The 17,610-nt window shown below is 71.1% G+C and carries 16 protein-coding genes, 1 rRNA gene and 1 pseudogene; 3 read left to right on the top strand and 15 right to left on the bottom strand.

Features of this window, described 5'->3' with window-relative positions; genetic code table 11:
- Positions 1 to 91: 91 nt before the first annotated feature.
- From ACWEN3_RS10755 to ACWEN3_RS10735, 5 genes are all read right to left on the bottom strand, one after another.
- On the bottom strand, positions 92 to 1,801 hold the full coding sequence (locus ACWEN3_RS10755; protein ID WP_452968340.1) for a uroporphyrinogen-III synthase: 1,710 nt from the start codon (positions 1,799 to 1,801) through the stop codon (positions 92 to 94).
- Entirely contained in the window at positions 1,798 to 2,793 is a 996-nt protein-coding gene (gene hemC / locus ACWEN3_RS10750) for a hydroxymethylbilane synthase (protein WP_452968338.1), read from the bottom strand. Before hemC ends, ACWEN3_RS10755 begins: the two co-directional genes overlap by 4 nt.
- Positions 2,790 to 4,481: a glutamyl-tRNA reductase gene (locus ACWEN3_RS10745; RefSeq protein WP_452968335.1), complete on the bottom strand. Its 1,692-nt coding sequence runs from the start codon at positions 4,479 to 4,481 to the stop codon at positions 2,790 to 2,792. The genes hemC and ACWEN3_RS10745 overlap by 4 nt, the downstream gene beginning before the upstream one ends.
- Positions 4,478 to 5,254 (bottom strand): redox-sensing transcriptional repressor Rex, encoded by a 777-nt coding sequence (locus tag ACWEN3_RS10740; protein WP_452968332.1) that lies wholly within the window; start codon positions 5,252 to 5,254, stop codon positions 4,478 to 4,480. Before ACWEN3_RS10740 ends, ACWEN3_RS10745 begins: the two co-directional genes overlap by 4 nt.
- A 280-nt stretch (positions 5,255 to 5,534) precedes the next feature.
- Positions 5,535 to 5,807: a glutaredoxin family protein gene (locus ACWEN3_RS10735; protein WP_452968330.1), complete on the bottom strand. Its 273-nt coding sequence runs from the start codon at positions 5,805 to 5,807 to the stop codon at positions 5,535 to 5,537.
- A 127-nt stretch (positions 5,808 to 5,934) separates the two neighbouring features.
- Between ACWEN3_RS10735 and ACWEN3_RS10730 the strand changes: the two genes are divergently transcribed.
- The 3 genes from ACWEN3_RS10730 (at position 5,935) to ACWEN3_RS10720 (ending at position 9,482) form a co-directional block, all read left to right on the top strand.
- Positions 5,935 to 6,873, top strand: a complete 939-nt coding sequence (locus tag ACWEN3_RS10730; protein ID WP_452968327.1) for an HAD family hydrolase — start codon at positions 5,935 to 5,937, stop codon at positions 6,871 to 6,873.
- Positions 6,874 to 7,218: 345 nt separating this feature from the next.
- Positions 7,219 to 7,998 (top strand): ECF subfamily RNA polymerase sigma factor, BldN family, encoded by a 780-nt coding sequence (locus tag ACWEN3_RS10725; RefSeq protein ID WP_452968324.1) that lies wholly within the window; start codon positions 7,219 to 7,221, stop codon positions 7,996 to 7,998.
- A gap of 251 nt (positions 7,999 to 8,249) precedes the next feature.
- Positions 8,250 to 9,482, top strand: coding sequence for a DUF5667 domain-containing protein (locus tag ACWEN3_RS10720; RefSeq protein WP_452968321.1), 1,233 nt, complete (start codon positions 8,250 to 8,252; stop codon positions 9,480 to 9,482).
- A gap of 85 nt (positions 9,483 to 9,567) precedes the next feature.
- Here ACWEN3_RS10720 and ACWEN3_RS10715 read toward each other — a convergent pair whose 3' ends face one another.
- From ACWEN3_RS10715 to rrf, 10 genes and pseudogenes are all read right to left on the bottom strand, one after another.
- The gene (locus ACWEN3_RS10715; protein WP_452968319.1) at positions 9,568 to 10,632 is read right to left on the bottom strand and encodes a lysophospholipid acyltransferase family protein; all 1,065 of its coding nucleotides are present in this window, start codon (positions 10,630 to 10,632) and stop codon (positions 9,568 to 9,570) included.
- 14 nt (positions 10,633 to 10,646) lie between these two features.
- Entirely contained in the window at positions 10,647 to 11,708 is a 1,062-nt protein-coding gene (locus ACWEN3_RS10710; RefSeq protein ID WP_452968316.1) for an NAD-dependent epimerase/dehydratase family protein, read from the bottom strand.
- Positions 11,709 to 11,914: 206 nt separating this feature from the next.
- Positions 11,915 to 12,013: a 30S ribosomal protein bS22 gene (locus tag ACWEN3_RS10705; protein WP_003948845.1), complete on the bottom strand. Its 99-nt coding sequence runs from the start codon at positions 12,011 to 12,013 to the stop codon at positions 11,915 to 11,917.
- A gap of 136 nt (positions 12,014 to 12,149) precedes the next feature.
- Positions 12,150 to 12,362 carry a helix-turn-helix domain-containing protein gene (locus tag ACWEN3_RS10700; protein WP_452968313.1) on the bottom strand — a complete coding sequence of 71 codons (213 nt, stop codon included), beginning with the start codon at positions 12,360 to 12,362 and terminating at the stop codon, positions 12,150 to 12,152.
- Positions 12,363 to 12,491: 129 nt separating this feature from the next.
- A pseudogene (locus tag ACWEN3_RS10695) lies at positions 12,492 to 13,287 on the bottom strand (phosphatase).
- A 92-nt stretch (positions 13,288 to 13,379) separates the two neighbouring features.
- Positions 13,380 to 14,552 carry an acetoin utilization protein AcuC gene (locus ACWEN3_RS10690; protein WP_452968310.1) on the bottom strand — a complete coding sequence of 391 codons (1,173 nt, stop codon included), beginning with the start codon at positions 14,550 to 14,552 and terminating at the stop codon, positions 13,380 to 13,382.
- Positions 14,503 to 15,723 (bottom strand): MFS transporter, encoded by a 1,221-nt coding sequence (locus ACWEN3_RS10685; protein ID WP_452968307.1) that lies wholly within the window; start codon positions 15,721 to 15,723, stop codon positions 14,503 to 14,505. The genes ACWEN3_RS10690 and ACWEN3_RS10685 overlap by 50 nt, the downstream gene beginning before the upstream one ends.
- A gap of 88 nt (positions 15,724 to 15,811) precedes the next feature.
- A complete protein-coding gene (locus ACWEN3_RS10680; RefSeq protein ID WP_452968304.1) occupies positions 15,812 to 16,537 on the bottom strand; it encodes a VC0807 family protein in 726 nt (241 codons plus the stop codon).
- A gap of 93 nt (positions 16,538 to 16,630) precedes the next feature.
- Positions 16,631 to 17,275 (bottom strand): HAD family hydrolase, encoded by a 645-nt coding sequence (locus tag ACWEN3_RS10675; RefSeq protein ID WP_452968301.1) that lies wholly within the window; start codon positions 17,273 to 17,275, stop codon positions 16,631 to 16,633.
- 61 nt (positions 17,276 to 17,336) lie between these two features.
- Positions 17,337 to 17,453: ribosomal RNA gene (gene rrf, locus ACWEN3_RS10670) — 5S ribosomal RNA — on the bottom strand.
- Positions 17,454 to 17,610: the final 157 nt, after the last annotated feature.

Here is a 17,610-nt window from a genome sequence, read left to right as displayed (position 1 = left end):
GTCCCCCTCCTTTGCGGGGGGGCCCCGCGGGTTTCGCGGGGCCGGGCGCAGTTCTGGGGTCCCCCCCCCCGGGCGCCCAGCCCCCTGGTGCTCAGGTGGTCGTGCGGCGGCGACGGGCCCCGGGGCGGCGCTCGCTCGGGCGGGTCACCGGGTCACCGGCCTCCACCGCGGCAGCGCGTCGCTTCAGGCCGAAGTCCGCCAGCGCCTCCGCCAGCTTGTGCACGGACGGCTCCGGCGCCATGACGTCGACCCGCAGCCCGTGCTCCTCCGCCGTCTTCGCCGTCGCGGGACCGATGCACGCGATCACCGTCACGTTGTGCGGCTTGCCCGCGATGCCCACCAGGTTCCGGACGGTCGAGGACGAGGTGAAGAGCACCGCGTCGAAACCGCCGCCCTTGATGGCCTCCCGGGTCTCCGCCGGCGGAGGCGAGGCCCGCACGGTCCGGTAGGCCGTGACGTCGTCGACCTCCCAGCCCAGCTCGATCAGACCGGCGACCAGGGTCTCCGTGGCGATGTCGGCCCGCGGCAGGAACACACGGTCGATCGGGTCGAAGACCGGGTCGTACGGCGGCCAGTCCTCCAGCAGACCCGCGGCCGACTGCTCCCCGCTCGGCACCAGGTCCGGCTTCACACCGAACGCGACCAGCGCCCTCGCGGTCTGCTCGCCCACCGCAGCCACCTTGATACCCGCAAAAGCCCGAGCGTCAAGGCCGTACTCCTCGAACTTCTCCCGGACCGCCTTCACCGCGTTGACCGAGGTGAACGCGATCCACTCGTAGCGGCCCGTCACCAGGCCCTTGACCGCACGCTCCATCTGCTGGGGCGTACGCGGCGGCTCCACCGCGATCGTCGGGACCTCGTGCGGCACGGCGCCGTAGGACCGGAGTTGGTCGGAGAGCGACGCCGCCTGCTCCTTCGTACGCGGCACGAGCACCTTCCAGCCGAACAGCGGCTTGGACTCGAACCACGACAGCTGGTCGCGCTGGGCGGCGGCGGAACGCTCGCCGACCACGGCTATGACCGGCCGGCCGCCGTCCGGCGACGGCAGCACCTTCGCCTGCTTCAGCGTCTGCGCGATCGTGCCGAGCGTGGCCGTCCAGGTGCGCTGGCGGGTCGTCGTACCGGCGACGGTGACCGTCAGGGGGGTGTCCGGCTTGCGGCCCGCCGAGACCAGCTCGCCCGCCGCCGCGGCCACCGAGTCGAGGGTGGTCGAGACGACGACCGTGCCGTCGGAGGCGCCCACCTCCGTCCAGCAGCGGTCGGAGGCGGTCCGGGCATCCACGAAACGGACGTCCGCGCCCTGCGCGTCCCGCAGCGGCACACCCGCGTACGCGGGCACGCCGACCGCCGCCGCGACACCGGGGACGACCTCGAAGGGCACTCCGGCGGCGGCGCAGGCGAGCATTTCCTCGGCCGCGTACGTATCAAGTCCCGGGTCCCCGGACACCGCACGCACGACCCGCCTGCCGCCCCGCGCAGCCTCCATGACAAGATGAGCGGCATCCCGGGCAGGAGACGGGGCAGCGGCGGTTGTTGACGTGCCGTCAACGACCGTGAGCTGCGGCGTGCCCGTGCCCGGTGGCGACACCGAGGAAAGGTCCGCGTCCGTTCGCAGGACGGAGACGCCCTGTCGGGCGTGCGTCCGGATCACGTCGAGCACCTCGTGCTCGGCGATCAGGACGTCCGCGTTCGACAGCGCCTCCACGGCGCGCAGAGTCAGCAGCCCCGGATCCCCGGGTCCGGCACCGAGGAAGGTGACGTGCCCGTGTTCAAGGCCGGCGGGAAGGGTGGTGGGGCTCAATGTGCTCGCTCCCCCATCAGACCGGCCGCGCCCTGGGCGAGCATCTCGGTGGCGAGTTCGCGACCGAGTGCCGTCGCCCGGTCGTGCGTCTGGGGCACGGGACCGGTGGTGGACAGCTGCACCGTGCGGGTGCCGTCGGTCGTGCCGACGACGCCGCGCAGGCGCATTTCCTTGACAATCTGCCTGTCGGCCTGGGAGTCCCCCCGCTCGAGCGGAGCCGAGAGTGGGGGAAGGTCGGCCAGCGCGCCCACAGGTGCGCTGCAGCCGGCCTCCAGGGCGGCGAGCAGTGACCGCTCGGCGGTGACGGCGACCCGCGTGAACGGGTCGTCGAGCTCACCGAGCGCCGCGATGAGGTCCGCGCGGTCCGCGGCACACTCGATCGCCAGGGCCCCCTGGCCGGGGGCGGGCAAAACCGTGTCGACCGACAGGAAGTCGGTGACCTCGTCGATCCGGCCGATCCGGCTCAGTCCGGCGGCGGCCAGCACCACCGCGTCCAGTTCGCCGTCGTGCACGTACCGGATGCGGGTGTCCACGTTGCCGCGGATCGGGACCGTCTCGATGTCCAGGCCGTGGGCGCGCGCGTACGCGTTCAGCTGCGCCATGCGGCGCGGCGAGCCGGTGCCTATGCGCGCCCCGCGGGGCAGGTCGGTGAACTTGAGGGCGTCCCGCGCGACCATCACGTCCCGCGGGTCCTCGCGCACCGGTATGGCGGCCAGGACCAGTTCCTCGGGCTGCGTGGTCGGCAGGTCCTTGAGCGAATGAACCGCGAAGTCGACCTCGCCCCTGATCAGCGCGTCACGCAGCGCCGTGACGAACACGCCGGTGCCGCCGATCTGCGCGAGCGCCTCGCGGGAGACATCGCCGTACGTGGTGATCTCGACCAGCTCGACGGGGCGTCCGGTCACCCGGCGGACGGCCTCCGCCACCTGGCCGGACTGGGCCATGGCGAGCTTGCTCCGCCTGGTCCCCAGTCTCAGTGCCTTCTCAGTCATGCCGGTCGGTCCTTCTCGTCTGTGCTGTTCACGGCCCGGGAGACGGCGGCCACCGTCTCGGGGTCGAGGTCGAACAGGGTGCGCAGCGCGTCCGCGTACCCGGCGCCGCCGGGCTCGGCCGCGAGCTGCTTGACCCGTACGGTCGGCGCGTGCAGCAGCTTGTCGACGACCCGGTGCACGGCCTGCCGGATCTCGCCGCGCTGGCGTTCGTCCAGGTCGGGCAGGCGGCCGTCGAGCCGCGCTATCTCACCGGCGACCACGTCGGCGGCCATGGTGCGCAGCGCGACCACGGTCGGCGTGATGTGCGCCGCCCGCTGGGCCGCCCCGAAGGCCGCGACCTCGTCGGAGACGATACGCCGGACCTGGTCGACGTCGGCCGCCATCGGCGCGTCGGCGGAGGCCTCCGCGAGCGACTCGATGTCCACCAGGCGCACCCCGGCCAGCCGGTGCGCGGCCGCGTCGATGTCGCGGGGCATGGCCAGGTCGAGGAGGAACAGGGAGGGCGCGGGCCGCGGTACGTCGGCGACCGGCTCGGGCTTGCGCCGCTCGGGGATGCGGCCGACGGTGGCGGCGAGCGCGGCGAGCGCGGTGATCAGCTCGGCGTCCGCCTCGGGGGTGCGGCGCTCCCGGCGGTCGACCGTGCCGCCCGCGGCCCAGGCCGCGTGCTGCTCCAGGGTGGCCGCGTCCATGCCGGCCACCGCGGCCTCGCCCATGAGGGAGAAGCCGGGCTGCGCGGCGGCGAGGTCCAGGGGGCAGTTCTCGTCGTTGCCGACGCCGGCGGGCGGCAGCGCCTTGGTCCTGGCGGAGGTACGGGCGCTGTCGGCGATCTCGGCGGCGGGGGCGCCGGTGCGGCCCTCGACCGCCTGGGCGACCGCCTCCGCCGTGAGCACCAGGCCCGTCGCCCCGGTGCAGGAGACGACGACGTCGGCACGTGTCAGCTCGCCCGGCACGGCGTCCATCCGTACCGCGCGGGCGGTCACCGCGTTGTCCTCGGCCTCCGCCAGGATCTGGGCGAGCCGCTCGGCGCGCTCGAAGGTGCGGTTGGCGACGACGATCTCGGCGACCCCGGCGCGCGCGAGCGTGGCGGCGGCCAGCGAGGACATCGAGCCGGCGCCGATGACCAGCGCCTTCCTGCCCTGCGCCCAGGCGGTGACCTCGGTCCCTACGGCGAGCTGCGCCATACCGAAGGTGACCAGGGACTGCCCGGCGCGGTCGATGCCGGTCTCGGAGTGGGCGCGCTTGCCGACCCGGAGGGCCTGCTGGAAGAGGTCGTTCAGCAGGCGGCCGGCGGTGTGCAGCTCCTGCGCCCTGGCCAGGGAGTCCTTGATCTGGCCGAGGATCTGTCCCTCGCCGACGACCATCGAGTCCAGCCCGCAGGCCACCGAGAACAGGTGGTGGACGGCGCGGTCCTCGTAGTGCACGTACAGGTAGGGAGTCAGCTCCTCCAGGCCGACCCCGCTGTGCTGGGCAAGCAGCGTGGACAGCTCGGCGACACCGGCGTGGAACTTGTCCACGTCGGCGTACAGCTCGATGCGGTTGCAGGTGGCGAGCACCGCGGCCTCGGTGGCGGGTTCGGCGGCGACCGTGTCCTGCAGCAGCTTGATCTGGGCGTCCGCGCCCAGCGCGGCCCGCTCCAGCACGCTCACGGGGGCACTGCGGTGACTCAGCCCGACGACGAGGAGACTCATGCCGGCATCACGGCGGGTACGTCCCCGTCGGGCCCCTGGTCGGCGGAATCGTCGGCGGACGCGCCACGGGACGCGGCGGCCGGCAGGGCGCCGTCGCCGGCCGCGGTCTCCTCGCCGGCCTTGCGCTGCTCGTGGAAGGCGAGGATCTGAAGTTCGATCGAGAGGTCGACCTTGCGCACGTCGACGCCGTCCGGGACGGACAGCACGGTCGGCGCGAAGTTCAGGATGGAGGTCACCCCGGCGGCCACGAGCCGGTCGCAGACCTGCTGGGCGACGCCGGCGGGGGTGGCGATCACACCGATGGACACCCCGTTGTCCTTGATGATCTTCTCGAGTTCGTCGGTGTGCTGCACGGGGATGCCCGCGACAGGCTTGCCGGTGAGACCGGGGTCGGCGTCGATGAGCGCGGCGACCCGGAAGCCACGGGAGGCGAACCCGCCGTAGCCCGCGAGGGCGGCGCCGAGGTTACCGATACCGACGATGACAACCGGCCAGTCCTGGGTCAGGCCGAGTTCACGGGAGATCTGGTAGACGAGATACTCCACGTCGTAGCCGACACCGCGCGTTCCGTAGGAACCCAGGTACGAGAAGTCCTTGCGCAGCTTGGCGGAGTTGACCCCCGCCGCCGCGGCCAGCTCCTCGGAGGAGACCGTGGGCACCGAGCGCTCCGACAGTGCGGTCAGGGCTCGGAGGTACAGCGGAAGGCGGGCGACGGTGGCCTCGGGAATCCCTCGGCTACGGGTCGCCGGTCGGTGTGTTCGGCCAGTTGCCACGGTGCTCCTGCGGGTAGAGCGGGGCTTCGGGCGGTCGTACGTCCCCGGACCGCCCCGTCGAATGCAGGCTATGTCTTTGTGAACGCGTGCACAAAGATGGTGTCCGATTTGCCCGGCAGAAGTGACCGGGGTCACGCATCTTTCGCGCCCTCGGCGGGAACTGGCGGATACACACCGCCGCTCCTTCATTACTGGGGGCAAAACCTCACACTCTCCTCACAAATCCCGCCCCCGAGACCAGACCACCGTTGATCCTAAGCGACTTTCGGGATCAGTTGGACTACTCGGTCAGTGCCCGGCGCAGTCGCTCCTCGTTCACGCGCCAGAAGGTGTGCTGTTCACCGTCGATCAGTACGACCGGGATCTGCTCCCAGTACTGGTCGTACAGGGAACGGTCCTCGGTGATGTCCTTCCGCTCCCAGGGCACCCCGAGTTCCCCGCACACCTTCTCGATCACGACCTGCGCGTCGTCGCAGAGATGACAACCCGGCTTGCGGATCAGAGTGACCAATCGCTCACGGGGCTCGGCCTTGCGGCGGAAGAGTGGACTCATACCGGCCATTCTCGCGCGCCCGGCGGAGCGTCTCCGCCCTCTTCTTTAACGGCTCGGTCGCGCAGAGTTCACGCCCTTCGAACGTCTCGGCTCCGGAACCACCGAACGGACTGGCTATGCTCACGACATGGCCGCTCTCGGATGGCTCACTCCCCGAAGGCGCTCCGCCACGGCGCGGAGCGTGTTGGCAGGCGAGGCCTCGGCGGAGGCCGCCCGCAAGTCCTCGCAGGAAGCCGAGGAGGCACAGGCGGCTGCGCTCGCCGCCGCGGCGGAACCCGAGTTCCCGGTGCCGGGCGACGACAAGGCGGCTGCCTTCTTCGACCTCGACAACACCGTGATGCAGGGCGCCGCTTTGTTCCACTTCGGCCGGGGCCTCTACAAGCGGAAGTTCTTCGAGACCCGCGACCTCGCCAGGTTCGCCTGGCAGCAGGCATGGTTCCGGCTGGCCGGCGTCGAGGACCCGGAGCACATGCAGGACGCCCGGGACTCGGCGCTGTCCATCGTCAAGGGTCACCGCGTCGCCGAGCTGGAGACCATCGGCGAGGAGATCTACGACGAGTACATGGCGGACCGCATCTGGCCCGGCACCCGCGCCCTCGCGCAGGCCCACCTGGACGCGGGCCAGAAGGTCTGGCTGGTGACCGCTGCCCCGGTGGAGATCGCCCAGGTCATCACCCGCCGCCTCGGTCTCACCGGCGCGCTCGGCACGGTCGCGGAGTCCGTCGGCGGCGTCTACACCGGCAGGCTGGTCGGCGAGCCCCTGCACGGCCCGGCCAAGGCGGAGGCGGTCCGCGCCCTGGCCGCGGCGGAGGGCCTGGACCTCTCCCGCTGCGCCGCGTACAGCGACAGCCACAACGACATTCCGATGCTGTCCCTGGTCGGCCACCCCTACGCCATCAACCCGGACACCAAGCTGCGCAAGCACGCCCGCGAGAAGGACTGGCGCCTGCGGGACTACCGCACCGGCCGCAAGGCGGCGAAGGTGGGCATCCCGGCGGCTGCGGGCGTGGGCGCGGTCGCCGGTGGCACCGCGGCGGCCATCGCGCTGAGCCGGCGACGCCGGTAGCGCCGAGCGCGGGTCCGTCGCGGCCCACGCGCGGTTCGACGCGCCGGGGGCGATCCGGCGCACCATCCGTGGTTCGATGCGCCCGAATTATGCCGCGGCCATTTCAACACGCCCCGTACTTCACCGAAACCTGCCCTTTTTCGGTCAACAACCGATCAACCTGCGGAACTTGATAGGGCGCCAATCGGTAACAGATGCGACGCAACTGATGATTTGAGCAACTCGGTGTAGCAGTGCCTGCACGAAGCGTTATTCTCCTCAGACGCAAACCGGTACCTCTCCGTCGCTACGACGGGTGAAAGGTTCCGCACTGCACGTGATGGAAGCTCTGCCTCTGGGAGTCCCGTGTACCCACACGTCGGGGTTGACGCCTCGGGCCTGGCTACGCTGCGCGCAACAGTCGCATCGGTCAAAGACGCGCTGCGCGGCCTGGTCCCCACCGCGTACGCCGTCCCCGCCTTCGCCGCCGCCGCGCCCGTCGGCCCGTGCTACGCCCTGGCCGAGGGCAGCGCCGCGGTCGGCAGACGAGGGCGTTCCACGGGCGCCGCCACCGCCCGCCGTCCGGCCGCCGACAGCGACAGCGCCCGGATGATGGACCTGGTCGAACGCGCCCAGGCGGGGGAGGCCGAGGCCTTCGGACGGCTGTACGACCAGTACAGCGACACGGTCTACCGGTACATCTACTACCGCGTAGGCGGCCGCGCGACCGCCGAGGACCTGACGAGCGAGACCTTTCTGCGGGCCCTCAGGAGGATCGGCACCTTCACCTGGCAGGGCCGCGACTTCGGGGCGTGGCTGGTGACGATCGCCCGGAACCTCGTCGCCGACCACTTCAAGTCCAGCCGCTTCCGGCTCGAGGTCACCACCGGCGAGATGCTGGACGCCAACGAGGTCGAGCGCTCGCCGGAGGACTCCGTCCTGGAGTCGCTGTCGAACGCCGCGCTCCTCGACGCCGTGCGCCGGCTCAACCCGCAGCAGCAGGAGTGCGTCACGCTCCGTTTCCTCCAGGGCCTCTCGGTCGCCGAGACGGCCCGGGTCATGGGCAAGAACGAGGGCGCCATCAAGACCCTCCAGTACCGCGCCGTCCGCACGCTCGCCCGGCTCCTGCCGGACGACGCCCGCTGAAAACCGCGCGAGCCGCTCCGACCGCTGTAGGCAACACTCAACTCACTTACAGTGAAAGCCGGTTGTCATTCCGCTTCGATCGTCCGCCGTCCGTAACCCAAGTGCCGCGCCAGTCGTTGTGCGGGATACAGGCTCCCTGTGGTCACGTCCTGGCCGACCCTGATCGCTCGATCGTGTGGAAGTGGTCGTGGGCGTGCAACCCTCAGGACCCCCTGGGGAGTCGACCGTCATGACGAGAGGAGGTGCCGCCAGTGATCGCGAACGTATCGGCGCACCGGCGGGCGAACGCCTTCGCCCAGGCCCTGGAGGAGCAGTCCGACCGGGACACGGCGGCCGAGCAGTCCGCAGCAGAGGCGGCTTCGCCGCCGACGGCCGAGGAACAGACCGAGCGGGGCGAGCTGCTGGCCCTCGCGGCGGGCCTCGGCGCACTGCCGAAGCCGCAGCTCGACCCCGACGTCAAGGTCGTCCAGCGCGCGCAGCTCGTGGCCGCGATGGAGGCCATGTTCCGTGAGGGAGCCGGGGCGGCGGATGCATCGGTACCGGATCAGCGGTCCCACCGCGCCAAGGGGGCGCACCGGGCGAGCCCGCTGGGCAAACTCCGGCCGCGTTCGAGGCTGACCAAGGGCCTCGCGGCCGGCGGACTGAGCGTCGGCGTGGCCGCCGGAGCCTTCGGCGGGGTAGCCGCCGCCAGCTCCGACGCCCTGCCCGGCGACTCGCTCTACGGCCTCAAACGCGGCATCGAGGACTTCAAGCTCGACTACCTGAGCGACGGCAACGACCAGCGCGGGCAGACCTACCTCGACCAGGCCTCCACCCGGCTGAACGAGGCCCGTCGGCTCATGGAGCGCGGCCGCGGCGGCCACCTCGACCACGAGTCCATCGGCGAGATCCGCCGCACCCTCTCGGGGATGCAGCACGATGTCACCGAGGGCCACCGGCTGCTGCACGAGGCCTATGAGGCGGACCCCGGCTCCCTGGGCCCGATCCAGGCGCTCTCCGCCTTCTCCCGGTCCCACCGCGAGGCGTGGAGCGCGCTCAGCGACAAGCTGCCCGTGCAGCTCGGAGACGTCAAACAGCAGGTGTCGTCGGTCTTCGACGCCATAGACCAGGAGGTCGCCCCGCTGCAGTCCCTGCTCCCGCAGCCCCCCTCCCAGGGCGGCGACGGCAAGCACCGGGGCTCCGGCCCGGCGTCCACCGGCTCCGCCGGCACCCACCGGTCGACCACGCCCAGTGCCTCCGGCGACACCCCGTCCTCCGGCGGGCACACGAGCAGCGGCAACCCGAGCGGCTCCGCCACCGCCAGCGCCGGCGAAGGCCTGCTCGGCGGCAGCACGGGCGGCCTGCTCGACCCGCCGAAGACCGGCAGCGGCAGCGGCACGCCGTCCACCAGCAAGCCTCCGACGAGCGTCCCGGACATCACCCTTCCCCCGCTCCTCCCGGGCCTCCTGCCCGGGCTGGGCATCGACAACCAGGAAGCGAACTAGCGCCGGACGGTACGACGGTGGGGCGCCCCTTTCCGAGCAGGGGCGCCCCTTCGTCGTACCAACGGACCGGCCGGGAGACCGGCTCTCAGAAGAACACCGACCTGCGCTGCACCAGCAGCTTGTACAGCGTGTGCTGGATCTGTTCGCGGACCTGGTCGGTGAGGTTGAACATCAGCATCGGGTCCTCGGCGGCCTCCGGCGGATAGCCGTCCGTCGGGATGGGCTCGCCGAACTGGATCGTCCACTTGGTCGGCAGGGGAATCGCGCCCAGCGGGCCGAGCCACGGGAAGGTCGGCGTCAGCGGGAAGTACGGGAAGCCCAGCACCCGGGCGAGCGTCTTCGCGTTGCCGATCATCGGGTAGATCTCCTCGGCCCCGACGATCGAGCAGGGAATGATCGGCGCGCCCTGTCGCAGCGCGGTCGAGACGAAGCCGCCACGGCCGAACCGCTGCAGCTTGTACCGCTCGCCGAAAGGTTTCCCGATGCCCTTGAAGCCTTCCGGCATCACCCCGACCAGCTCGCCCTGCGCGAGAAGCCGCTCGGCGTCCTCCGCGCAGGCCAGGGTGTGGCCCAGCTTGCGGGCCAGCTCGTTGACCACCGGCAGCACGAAGACCAGGTCGGCCGCGAGGAGCCGCAGATGCCGGTCCGCGGGGTGGTGGTCGTGCACCGCGACCTGCATCATCAGGCCGTCCAGCGGCAGCGTCCCGGAGTGGTTGGCGACGATCAGCGCCCCGCCCTTGGCCGGGATGTTCTCGATGCCCTTCACCTCGACCCGGAAGTACTTCTCGTACACCGGCCGCAGCAGCGACATCAGGACCTGGTCGGTCAGCTCCTCGTCGAAACCGAAGTCGTCGACCTCGTAGTCCCCGGTCAGCCGGCGCCGCAGAAAGGCCAGCCCGGCCGCCACGCGCCGCTCCAGGCCGCCGTCCCGTCCGCTGGACCCCGACTGCTCCGGCGGCTTCTTCTCCCCGCTCACAGGCCCATCCTCCTGCGTGCGGGACCGTCCCGGCAGGGGCTGGACCTCCCCCAGCTCCCCGGCCTCGGCGAGCGCGCCGCGCCGGGTGCCCGTGCTCCGGCGCCGCGCCGGGCGCTGCGTGGCGCTCCCGCGGGACCGGTCGTCGTCGAACGGAATGACCTTGGCGTCCGCCATCGTTGCTGCGCTCCTCAGTTGGCGCTGTGCGTCGTGGGCCGGCCGCCGCCCGGCGCGGCCAGCGCGGCGATCCGGTCGACGGCCCCCGCGAGGGCCTCGGGCGGCAGCAGCCCCGGGCCTTGGCCGCGGGCGAAGTCCGCGAACGTGTCCGCCGTGGTGTACCTGGGCGTGAAGCCCAGCGTCTCGCGCATCTGGACGGTGTCCACCACCCGCCCGTGGGTCAGCAGCCGGATCTGCTCCGGCGAGAAGTCCGTCATACCCAGCGTACGGACCAGTGAGCCGGCCCACGTCACCGCGGGCAGCAGCAGCGGCACGGTGGGCCGCCCGAGTCGGCGGGAGCACTGCGAGAGCAGCAGCACACCGTCACCGGCGATGTTGAAGGTGCCGCTGTTGAGGGTGCCCCGGCGCGGCTCGTGCGAGGAGATCCGCAGCACCTCGATGACGTCGTCCTCGTGCGCGAACTGCAGCCGCGGGTCGTAGCCGAACACGGTCGGCAGGACCGGCAGCGCGAAGTACGAGGCGAGCGGGGTGTCGGCGGACGGGCCGAGGATGTTGGCGAACCGCAGCACGCACACGGCCACGTCCGGCCGCCGCCGCGCGAATCCCCGTACGTACCCCTCGACCTCGACGGTGTCCTTCGCGAACCCGCCGCTGGGCAGCGACTTGGCCGGGGTCGTCTCGGTGAACACGGCAGGGTCGCGGGGCGCGGACCCGTACACGTTGGTGCTGGACTTGATCACCAGCCGCTTCACGGTCGGCGACTTCTGGCAGGCGCCGAGGAGCTGCATGGTGCCGATGACGTTGGTCTCCTTGACCGTGGCCCGGTTGCCGCCGCCCAGCGCGGTGCCGGTCACGTCGAGGTGGACGACCGTGTCGGCGGCCGTCTCGGCGAGCACCCGGGCGATCGTCGGCTGCCGGATGTCGGCCTGGATGAAGTCGGCCCCGCCCAGATGGTGCGCGGGTGGCACCGCGTCCACCGCGACCACTCGGTCGACCTCCGGGTCCCGCTGGATCCGCCGCACGAACCGGCCGCCCAGCTGCCGGGCCACTCCGGTGACGAGCACGACCTTTCCCAAGATCAGCGCCTTCCTTCCCGCGTTACCGGTATCCCGCGTTCCCCGTGTGCGGCCAACCTATCCGGTGGACGTTGCGCTGTGATGACCGCCCACTGCACGAAGTGACGGAAATTCGCCCAACGGCCACGTGCGGGTGCCGGAACATGCCGGTGGCCCCCCACCACTGCGGGCGGGGGGCCACCGTGACACGCCTCTCGCGGCGCCGCTTACTTCTTGTTGCGGCGCTGAACGCGCGTGCGCTTGAGCAGCTTGCGGTGCTTCTTCTTGGCCATCCGCTTGCGCCGCTTCTTGATAACAGAGCCCACGACTACCCTCGCTCACTTCTCATCACTCGGTTGTTTGGGCGCCATGGGCCCACACGACCTACGAGGGGCTAGCCTACCCAACCGAGCGCCGAGGTCGTAATCGAGGGGGCTCCGGGGTCCCCCGGAGGAGGTGTCGTCAGGCCGTCTCCACCCCCACGTAGCTGTCGCGGAGGTACTCGTGTACCGCTTGCTCGGGGACACGGAAGGACCGTCCCACCCGGATCGCGGGCAGATGACCGCTGTGCACCAGGCGGTACACGGTCATCTTCGACACTCGCATCACCGTGGCTACCTCCGCCACGGTCAGGAACTGAACCTCGTTCAGAGGCCTCTCGCCAGCTGCACCCATGACACACCTGAACCTTCCGCACTCGACGGCCACCGGCTTCCCCTTCCGGTGACTCTTCGTCGTTGCGTGCTCACTCCCCAGACTAGGGGCGGGTGATGCGAGTGGGGAAGAGGTGCACCCATCGGCGGCCTACTGTGGCAGACAGGCCCGTTTGAGTACGTAGCGGGTGAGCGGGCGGTAGTAACTAGACCGCACGCCATCATCAAGTGGAACGACGACGGACACGGCTCCCTCCGCCTCACCCACGAACAGTGCGGGATCATCGGTGTCGGCGAGCCCGATCGCCTCGAACCCCAGCTGACCTGCGCCGCAGACCCATCCGTGATCCCCTACGACCAGTTCGGGCAGGGGCCCCTCGCCGGCCGCCGCGGCCTCCAGCACGACCCGAACCGGCAGTGGCGAATGGCTGTGCGCGCCCGGCTCACAACCGGGGCGCCCGAGCGACACCTCGTACGTAGTCGAGGTAGTGCGTGCGTAGACCGAACCGGGTCAATATGTCGACACAGCGACCCTGCGCGGGGGTGAGCACCTCACACCCCGCCGCCGAGAGCGCGTCCGCCAAGCCTGCGTAGAAGCCGAGCAGCGGCCGGGGGTGCCCGGTTCCGAACAGCACGGGCGCACCACGCAGGGCAACCTCCCGCAGCCGCCCCGCGAAGGAGTCCAGCGCGGCCAGCGTCCGCTCCGGGTCGATCATGTCCGGGCCCGAAGTATGCCGGGGATCGGCCGAAACCCCGCACCGGTCCGCCATCAAGGCGAGCAGTTCCCGTTGTGCCCAGGGCCTTTCCGGATCAATCCCGATCAGCGCCCGGGGGTCCCGCGCCGCGAACAGCCGATAGCTCCGCAGACTCTCCTCCCGTGAGGTCCCCACCACCCCGGCAAGCCGCGCGGCCAGCAGATGCGCACGGAGGTCGGCGGGGGTCAACACGGATGCGATGGTGACTCATTGGGGGCACCCGAGGAGCCGGAACCGGGGGAAGTCCGCACGGTTGGCCTAACGGACGCCCGCCCGGCCGGTGATCACGGGAGCAGTCCGCGCAACGGGAACGCGGCCCGCCGGGTCGCCAGCACCGCCTGGTCGAGCCGGTCGGCGGGGTCGTAACCCTCCTCCCACGCCGCCCACGACACCGGCCACCGCCCGTCGGTCATCCGCTGCGGCCCCAACTGCCGGGTCCGGGCGTACACTTCCTGCCGCCATCCCTCCGGGATCATCGACTCCGGCGCGACCGGCTTGCCCGCGGCGATCCCCACCAGATGCGTCCAGGACCGCGGTACGACATCCACCACCGCGTAGCCCCCGCCCCCCAGCGCGACCCACTTCCCGTCGGCGTACTCGTGCGCCAGCTCGTGACACGCCACCTGCACCGCCCGCTGTGCGTCCAGCGACACCGCCAGGTGCGCCAGCGGATCCTCGAAGTGCGTGTCGGCACCGTGCTGCGAGACGAGCACCTGCGGCCGGAAGTCCGCGAGCAGCTCCGGCACCACCGCGTGGAACGCCCGCAGCCACCCCGCGTCCCCGGTGCCCGCCGGCAGCGCCACATTCACCGCGGCGCCCTCCCCGGCGCCCGCGCCCGTCTCCTGCGGCCACCCGGTCTGCGGGAACAACGTCCGGGGATGCTCGTGCAGCGAGATCGTCAGCACGCGGGGGTCCTCCCAGAACGCGGCCTGCACCCCGTCCCCGTGATGCACGTCCACGTCCACGTACGCGACCCGCTCGGCCCCCAGCTCCAGCAGCCGTGCGATGGCCAGCGCCGCGTCGTTGTAGATGCAGAACCCGGACGCGCCCCCCGGCATCGCGTGGTGCAGACCGCCGGTGAAGTTCACGGCGTGCTCGGCGTCCCCGCGCCACACCGCCTCCGCGGCCCCCACCGACTGCCCCGCGATCAGCGCGGACACCTCGTGCATCCCGGAGAACGCGGGATCGTCGAGCGTACCGAGCCCGTACGCCCCGTCGGCCGCCGCCGGATCGGCGGACGCGGCCTTCACGGCGTCGATGTAGTCCTCCCGGTGGACCAGCCGCAGGGTCGACTCCCCGGCCGGTTTCGCCGTGACGACCGCCATCTCCCGGTCGAGCCCGAAGGCGCCCACCAGTTTCCGGGTCAGTGCCAGCCGGACCGGATCCATCGGATGGTCCGGGCCGAAGTCATAGCCCGTTACTGCCTCGTCCCACATCAGCTGTGCGCGGCCGCTCATGCCCGCCACCGTATCGGTCAGGTTGAGCCGCGAACGACCTGGCGTACACCAACGTCACCAGCACCAACACCATCGGCACAAGCATCGCCCCGCGATAGCTCCACGCATCGCCGAGCGCCCCCACCAACGGCGAACCGACCAGGAAGCCGACGTAATTGAAGATGTTGAGCCGCGCGACGGCCGCGTCCGAAGCACCGGGGAACAGCCGCCCCGCCGCCGCGAACGTCTGCGGCACCAGCACACACAGCCCCACGCCCAGAAGCGTGAACCCGAGCATCCCGACCCACGCGCCGGGCGCCGAGGCCACCACCGCGAACCCGCCGGCCGCCACCAGCGTCCCGAGCCGTACGACCGCCACCGCCCCGAACCGCCGCACCCCGACGTCCCCGATGGTCCGGCCCAGCAGCGTGGTCACCATGTACACGTTGTACGGCACGGTGGCCAACTGCTCCGAGCTGCCCAGCACGTCCTTCAGGTACTTCGCGCTCCAGTTGGAGACGGTCGAGTCCCCGATGTAGGCGAAGGTCATCACCAGGCACAGCGGCAGCAGCAGCTTGAAGACCACGCCTCCTCCGCCGCCGCCCTGCTCCTCGCCCGCCGGCGCCGGGTCCCCGTCGACGTACCACCGGCTCCCCACCAGCGTCGCCGGCAGCAGCACGGCCACCACCGGCAGATACGACACCCACAGCGCGAGCTGCCAGTGCGCCCCGACCCACGCCAGCGAGGCCCCGACGATCCCGCCCAGGCTGTAGGCGGCGTGGAAGCTGAGCATGATGCTGCGCCCGTAGGTGCGTTGCAGGCTCACCCCGAGCATGTTCATGGAGGCGTCCAGCGCCCCGACGGACAGCCCGAACACGCCCAGTGCCACCGCCAGCGCGGCCACCTGCTCCTGCCCGCCCGCCCCGGCGCCGAGCAGCGCCAGCAGTACCACCGGCTGGGACCAGCGCAGCAGCCGGCTGGGCCGCACCCGCCGCACCAGCCGCTCGGTGGTGACACTGCCGACGCCGGCGAGGATCGGCACGGCGGCCAGGAAGACCGGCAGCAGCGCGTCGGACACGCCGTACCGGTCCTGGATGGCGGGGATCCGTGTCACCAGCAGGGCGAAGGTGGCGCCCTGGGCGAAGAAGCTGAACGCCAGCGAGGCCCTACCGCGCCGCAGCACATCGGTCATGGCGGCGAGCGTAGGGCCCCGGGCTACCTGTGGGTAGATCCAGCAAAAGATGAATTTCCTTCAGCTTCACCGGCCACTCGGGCCGGCGTCACGCGGCGACGGCGACCGCGGGCTCCTCGGTCCGGCCCGCCTCCGCGCCCAGCATGTGCTCCATGGGTGCGACGGCCAGGCCGCCGCCGACCACGACGGCGATCAGGATGGCGCCGATCATGATGACGGTGCCGAGCCACACCATGGTGTCCACGGGGATCGTGTACGCGCCCACCACCCGCACGACGCACTCGGCGAACAGCACCACGCCCCAGACCGCGGAGAACACCCGCTCCTTGCGCAGGAAGTACGCCGAGTCGGCCGCCGCCCCCGACGTCAGCCGCTGCCAGGCGGCCTCCTTGGCCGGGTCGCCCTTGATGAGGAAGGGCTTCATGCCGGCGGTCATCATCGGCTTCCCGAGCACGACGGAGACAAGGATCCCGATGGCGATCGTGCTGCTGATGCCGCTGTCCTTGGCGAGCATCAGCCGCGGGTCGCCGGAGACGAAGCTCAGCAGCAGCGAGACGACGTTGACGCCCAGGATCAGACCGGCCAGGGCGTTGGTCCGCCGCTCCCTGACCAGGCCCCACGCGGTCCGCAGGGCCGGGACCACACTGCTCCAGGCGAGCGCCGCGAAGACGCTCATCCCGAAGCCGTCCTTGAGGACGTAGTACGAACCGAGCGGCACCGCCACGTCCACGATCAGCGGCTTGAAGTTGTCCAGCACGCTCGGGTTCTGCGTCTGCTGCTTGCTCCGGCCCTGGGCCCCCGTGTCCTTCGTCATGCCCTCAGCTTCGCCGCCGGCGGGGGCCCGCCGGTAGAAACAACCGTCCGGACGTCCGCATGACAATTGTCAGGCACCGGCCGGTGGCACCGGTCATACCAGCAGGTCGGCCAACTCCCCCATGGTGGAGAACAGTTGGTTCGCCCCCGTGAGCCGCGCGGCCGGCGTCATGGCGGTGAAGCCGTACACGTCCATCCCGGCCGCCACGGCCGCCTGGACGCCCAGCGGGGAGTCCTCCACGACCACGCACCGCTCCGGCGCGACCCCCATCCGCTCGGCCGCGTACAGGAAGAGGTCCGGCTCCGGCTTGCCCCGCCCCACGTCCTGGGAGCTGAAGATCCGCTCCTCCTGGAACCACCGGTCGAGCCCGGTGGTCCGGTGCCCCACCCGGATCCGCTCATGGCTTCCGGAGGAGGCCACGCAGTACGGCGTCCCGTCCGCGGCCAGCTTCTCCAGAACGCCGGCCACCCCGGGCACGGGCTGCAACTCCCGCTCGAACGCGGCGAAGACACGCGCGTGGAACACGTCGTCGAAGCCGTCCGGCAGCCGCTGCCCCGTCCGCTCCAGGACCAGCTCATGGATCCTGTGCATCGCCGACCCCATGTAGTCGCGCAGCGAGTCCTCGTACGACGTGGGATGGCCCAGCTCGGTCAGATAGGCGGCCAGGTGCCGATTGGAAATGGGCTCGCTGTCGGCGAGCACGCCGTCGTTGTCGAAGATGACCAGGTCATAGCGCATGAGGACAACCCTAAACGCAGAAAACCCCGCACCGGAATGGTGCGGGGTTCTCCCAAAGATTGTTCGGCGGTGTCCTACTCTCCCACAGGGTCCCCCCTGCAGTACCATCGGCGCTGTGAGGCTTAGCTTCCGGGTTCGGAATGTAACCGGGCGTTTCCCTCACGCTATGACCACCGAAACACTATGAAACTGACAACCAGCCATGTGTGGCACATGGGGCTGTTCGTGGTTTCAGAACCAACACAGTGGACGCGAGCAACTGAGGACAAGCCCTCGGCCTATTAGTACCGGTCACCTCCACCAGTTACCTGGCTTCCAGATCCGGCCTATCAACC

Source organism: Streptomyces sp. NPDC004561, assembly GCF_053602155.1.
This window is presented reverse-complemented; position numbering and strand designations above follow the sequence as displayed.

Excerpts from the sequence above, each read along its gene's own strand:
- hemC (WP_452968338.1), bottom strand. The coding sequence starts at position 2,793 with ATGACTGAGAAGGCACTGAGACTGGGGACCAGGCGGAGCAAGCTCGCC.
- ACWEN3_RS10745 (WP_452968335.1), bottom strand. The coding sequence starts at position 4,481 with ATGAGTCTCCTCGTCGTCGGGCTGAGTCACCGCAGTGCCCCCGTGAGC.
- ACWEN3_RS10735 (WP_452968330.1), bottom strand. The coding sequence starts at position 5,807 with ATGAGTCCACTCTTCCGCCGCAAGGCCGAGCCCCGTGAGCGATTGGTC.
- ACWEN3_RS10730 (WP_452968327.1), top strand. The coding sequence starts at position 5,935 with ATGGCCGCTCTCGGATGGCTCACTCCCCGAAGGCGCTCCGCCACGGCG.
- ACWEN3_RS10715 (WP_452968319.1), bottom strand. The coding sequence starts at position 10,632 with ATGGCGGACGCCAAGGTCATTCCGTTCGACGACGACCGGTCCCGCGGG.
- ACWEN3_RS10700 (WP_452968313.1), bottom strand. The coding sequence starts at position 12,362 with ATGGGTGCAGCTGGCGAGAGGCCTCTGAACGAGGTTCAGTTCCTGACC.
- ACWEN3_RS10690 (WP_452968310.1), bottom strand. The coding sequence starts at position 14,552 with ATGAGCGGCCGCGCACAGCTGATGTGGGACGAGGCAGTAACGGGCTAT.
- ACWEN3_RS10685 (WP_452968307.1), bottom strand. The coding sequence starts at position 15,723 with ATGACCGATGTGCTGCGGCGCGGTAGGGCCTCGCTGGCGTTCAGCTTC.
- ACWEN3_RS10680 (WP_452968304.1), bottom strand. The coding sequence starts at position 16,537 with ATGACGAAGGACACGGGGGCCCAGGGCCGGAGCAAGCAGCAGACGCAG.
- ACWEN3_RS10675 (WP_452968301.1), bottom strand. The coding sequence starts at position 17,275 with ATGCGCTATGACCTGGTCATCTTCGACAACGACGGCGTGCTCGCCGAC.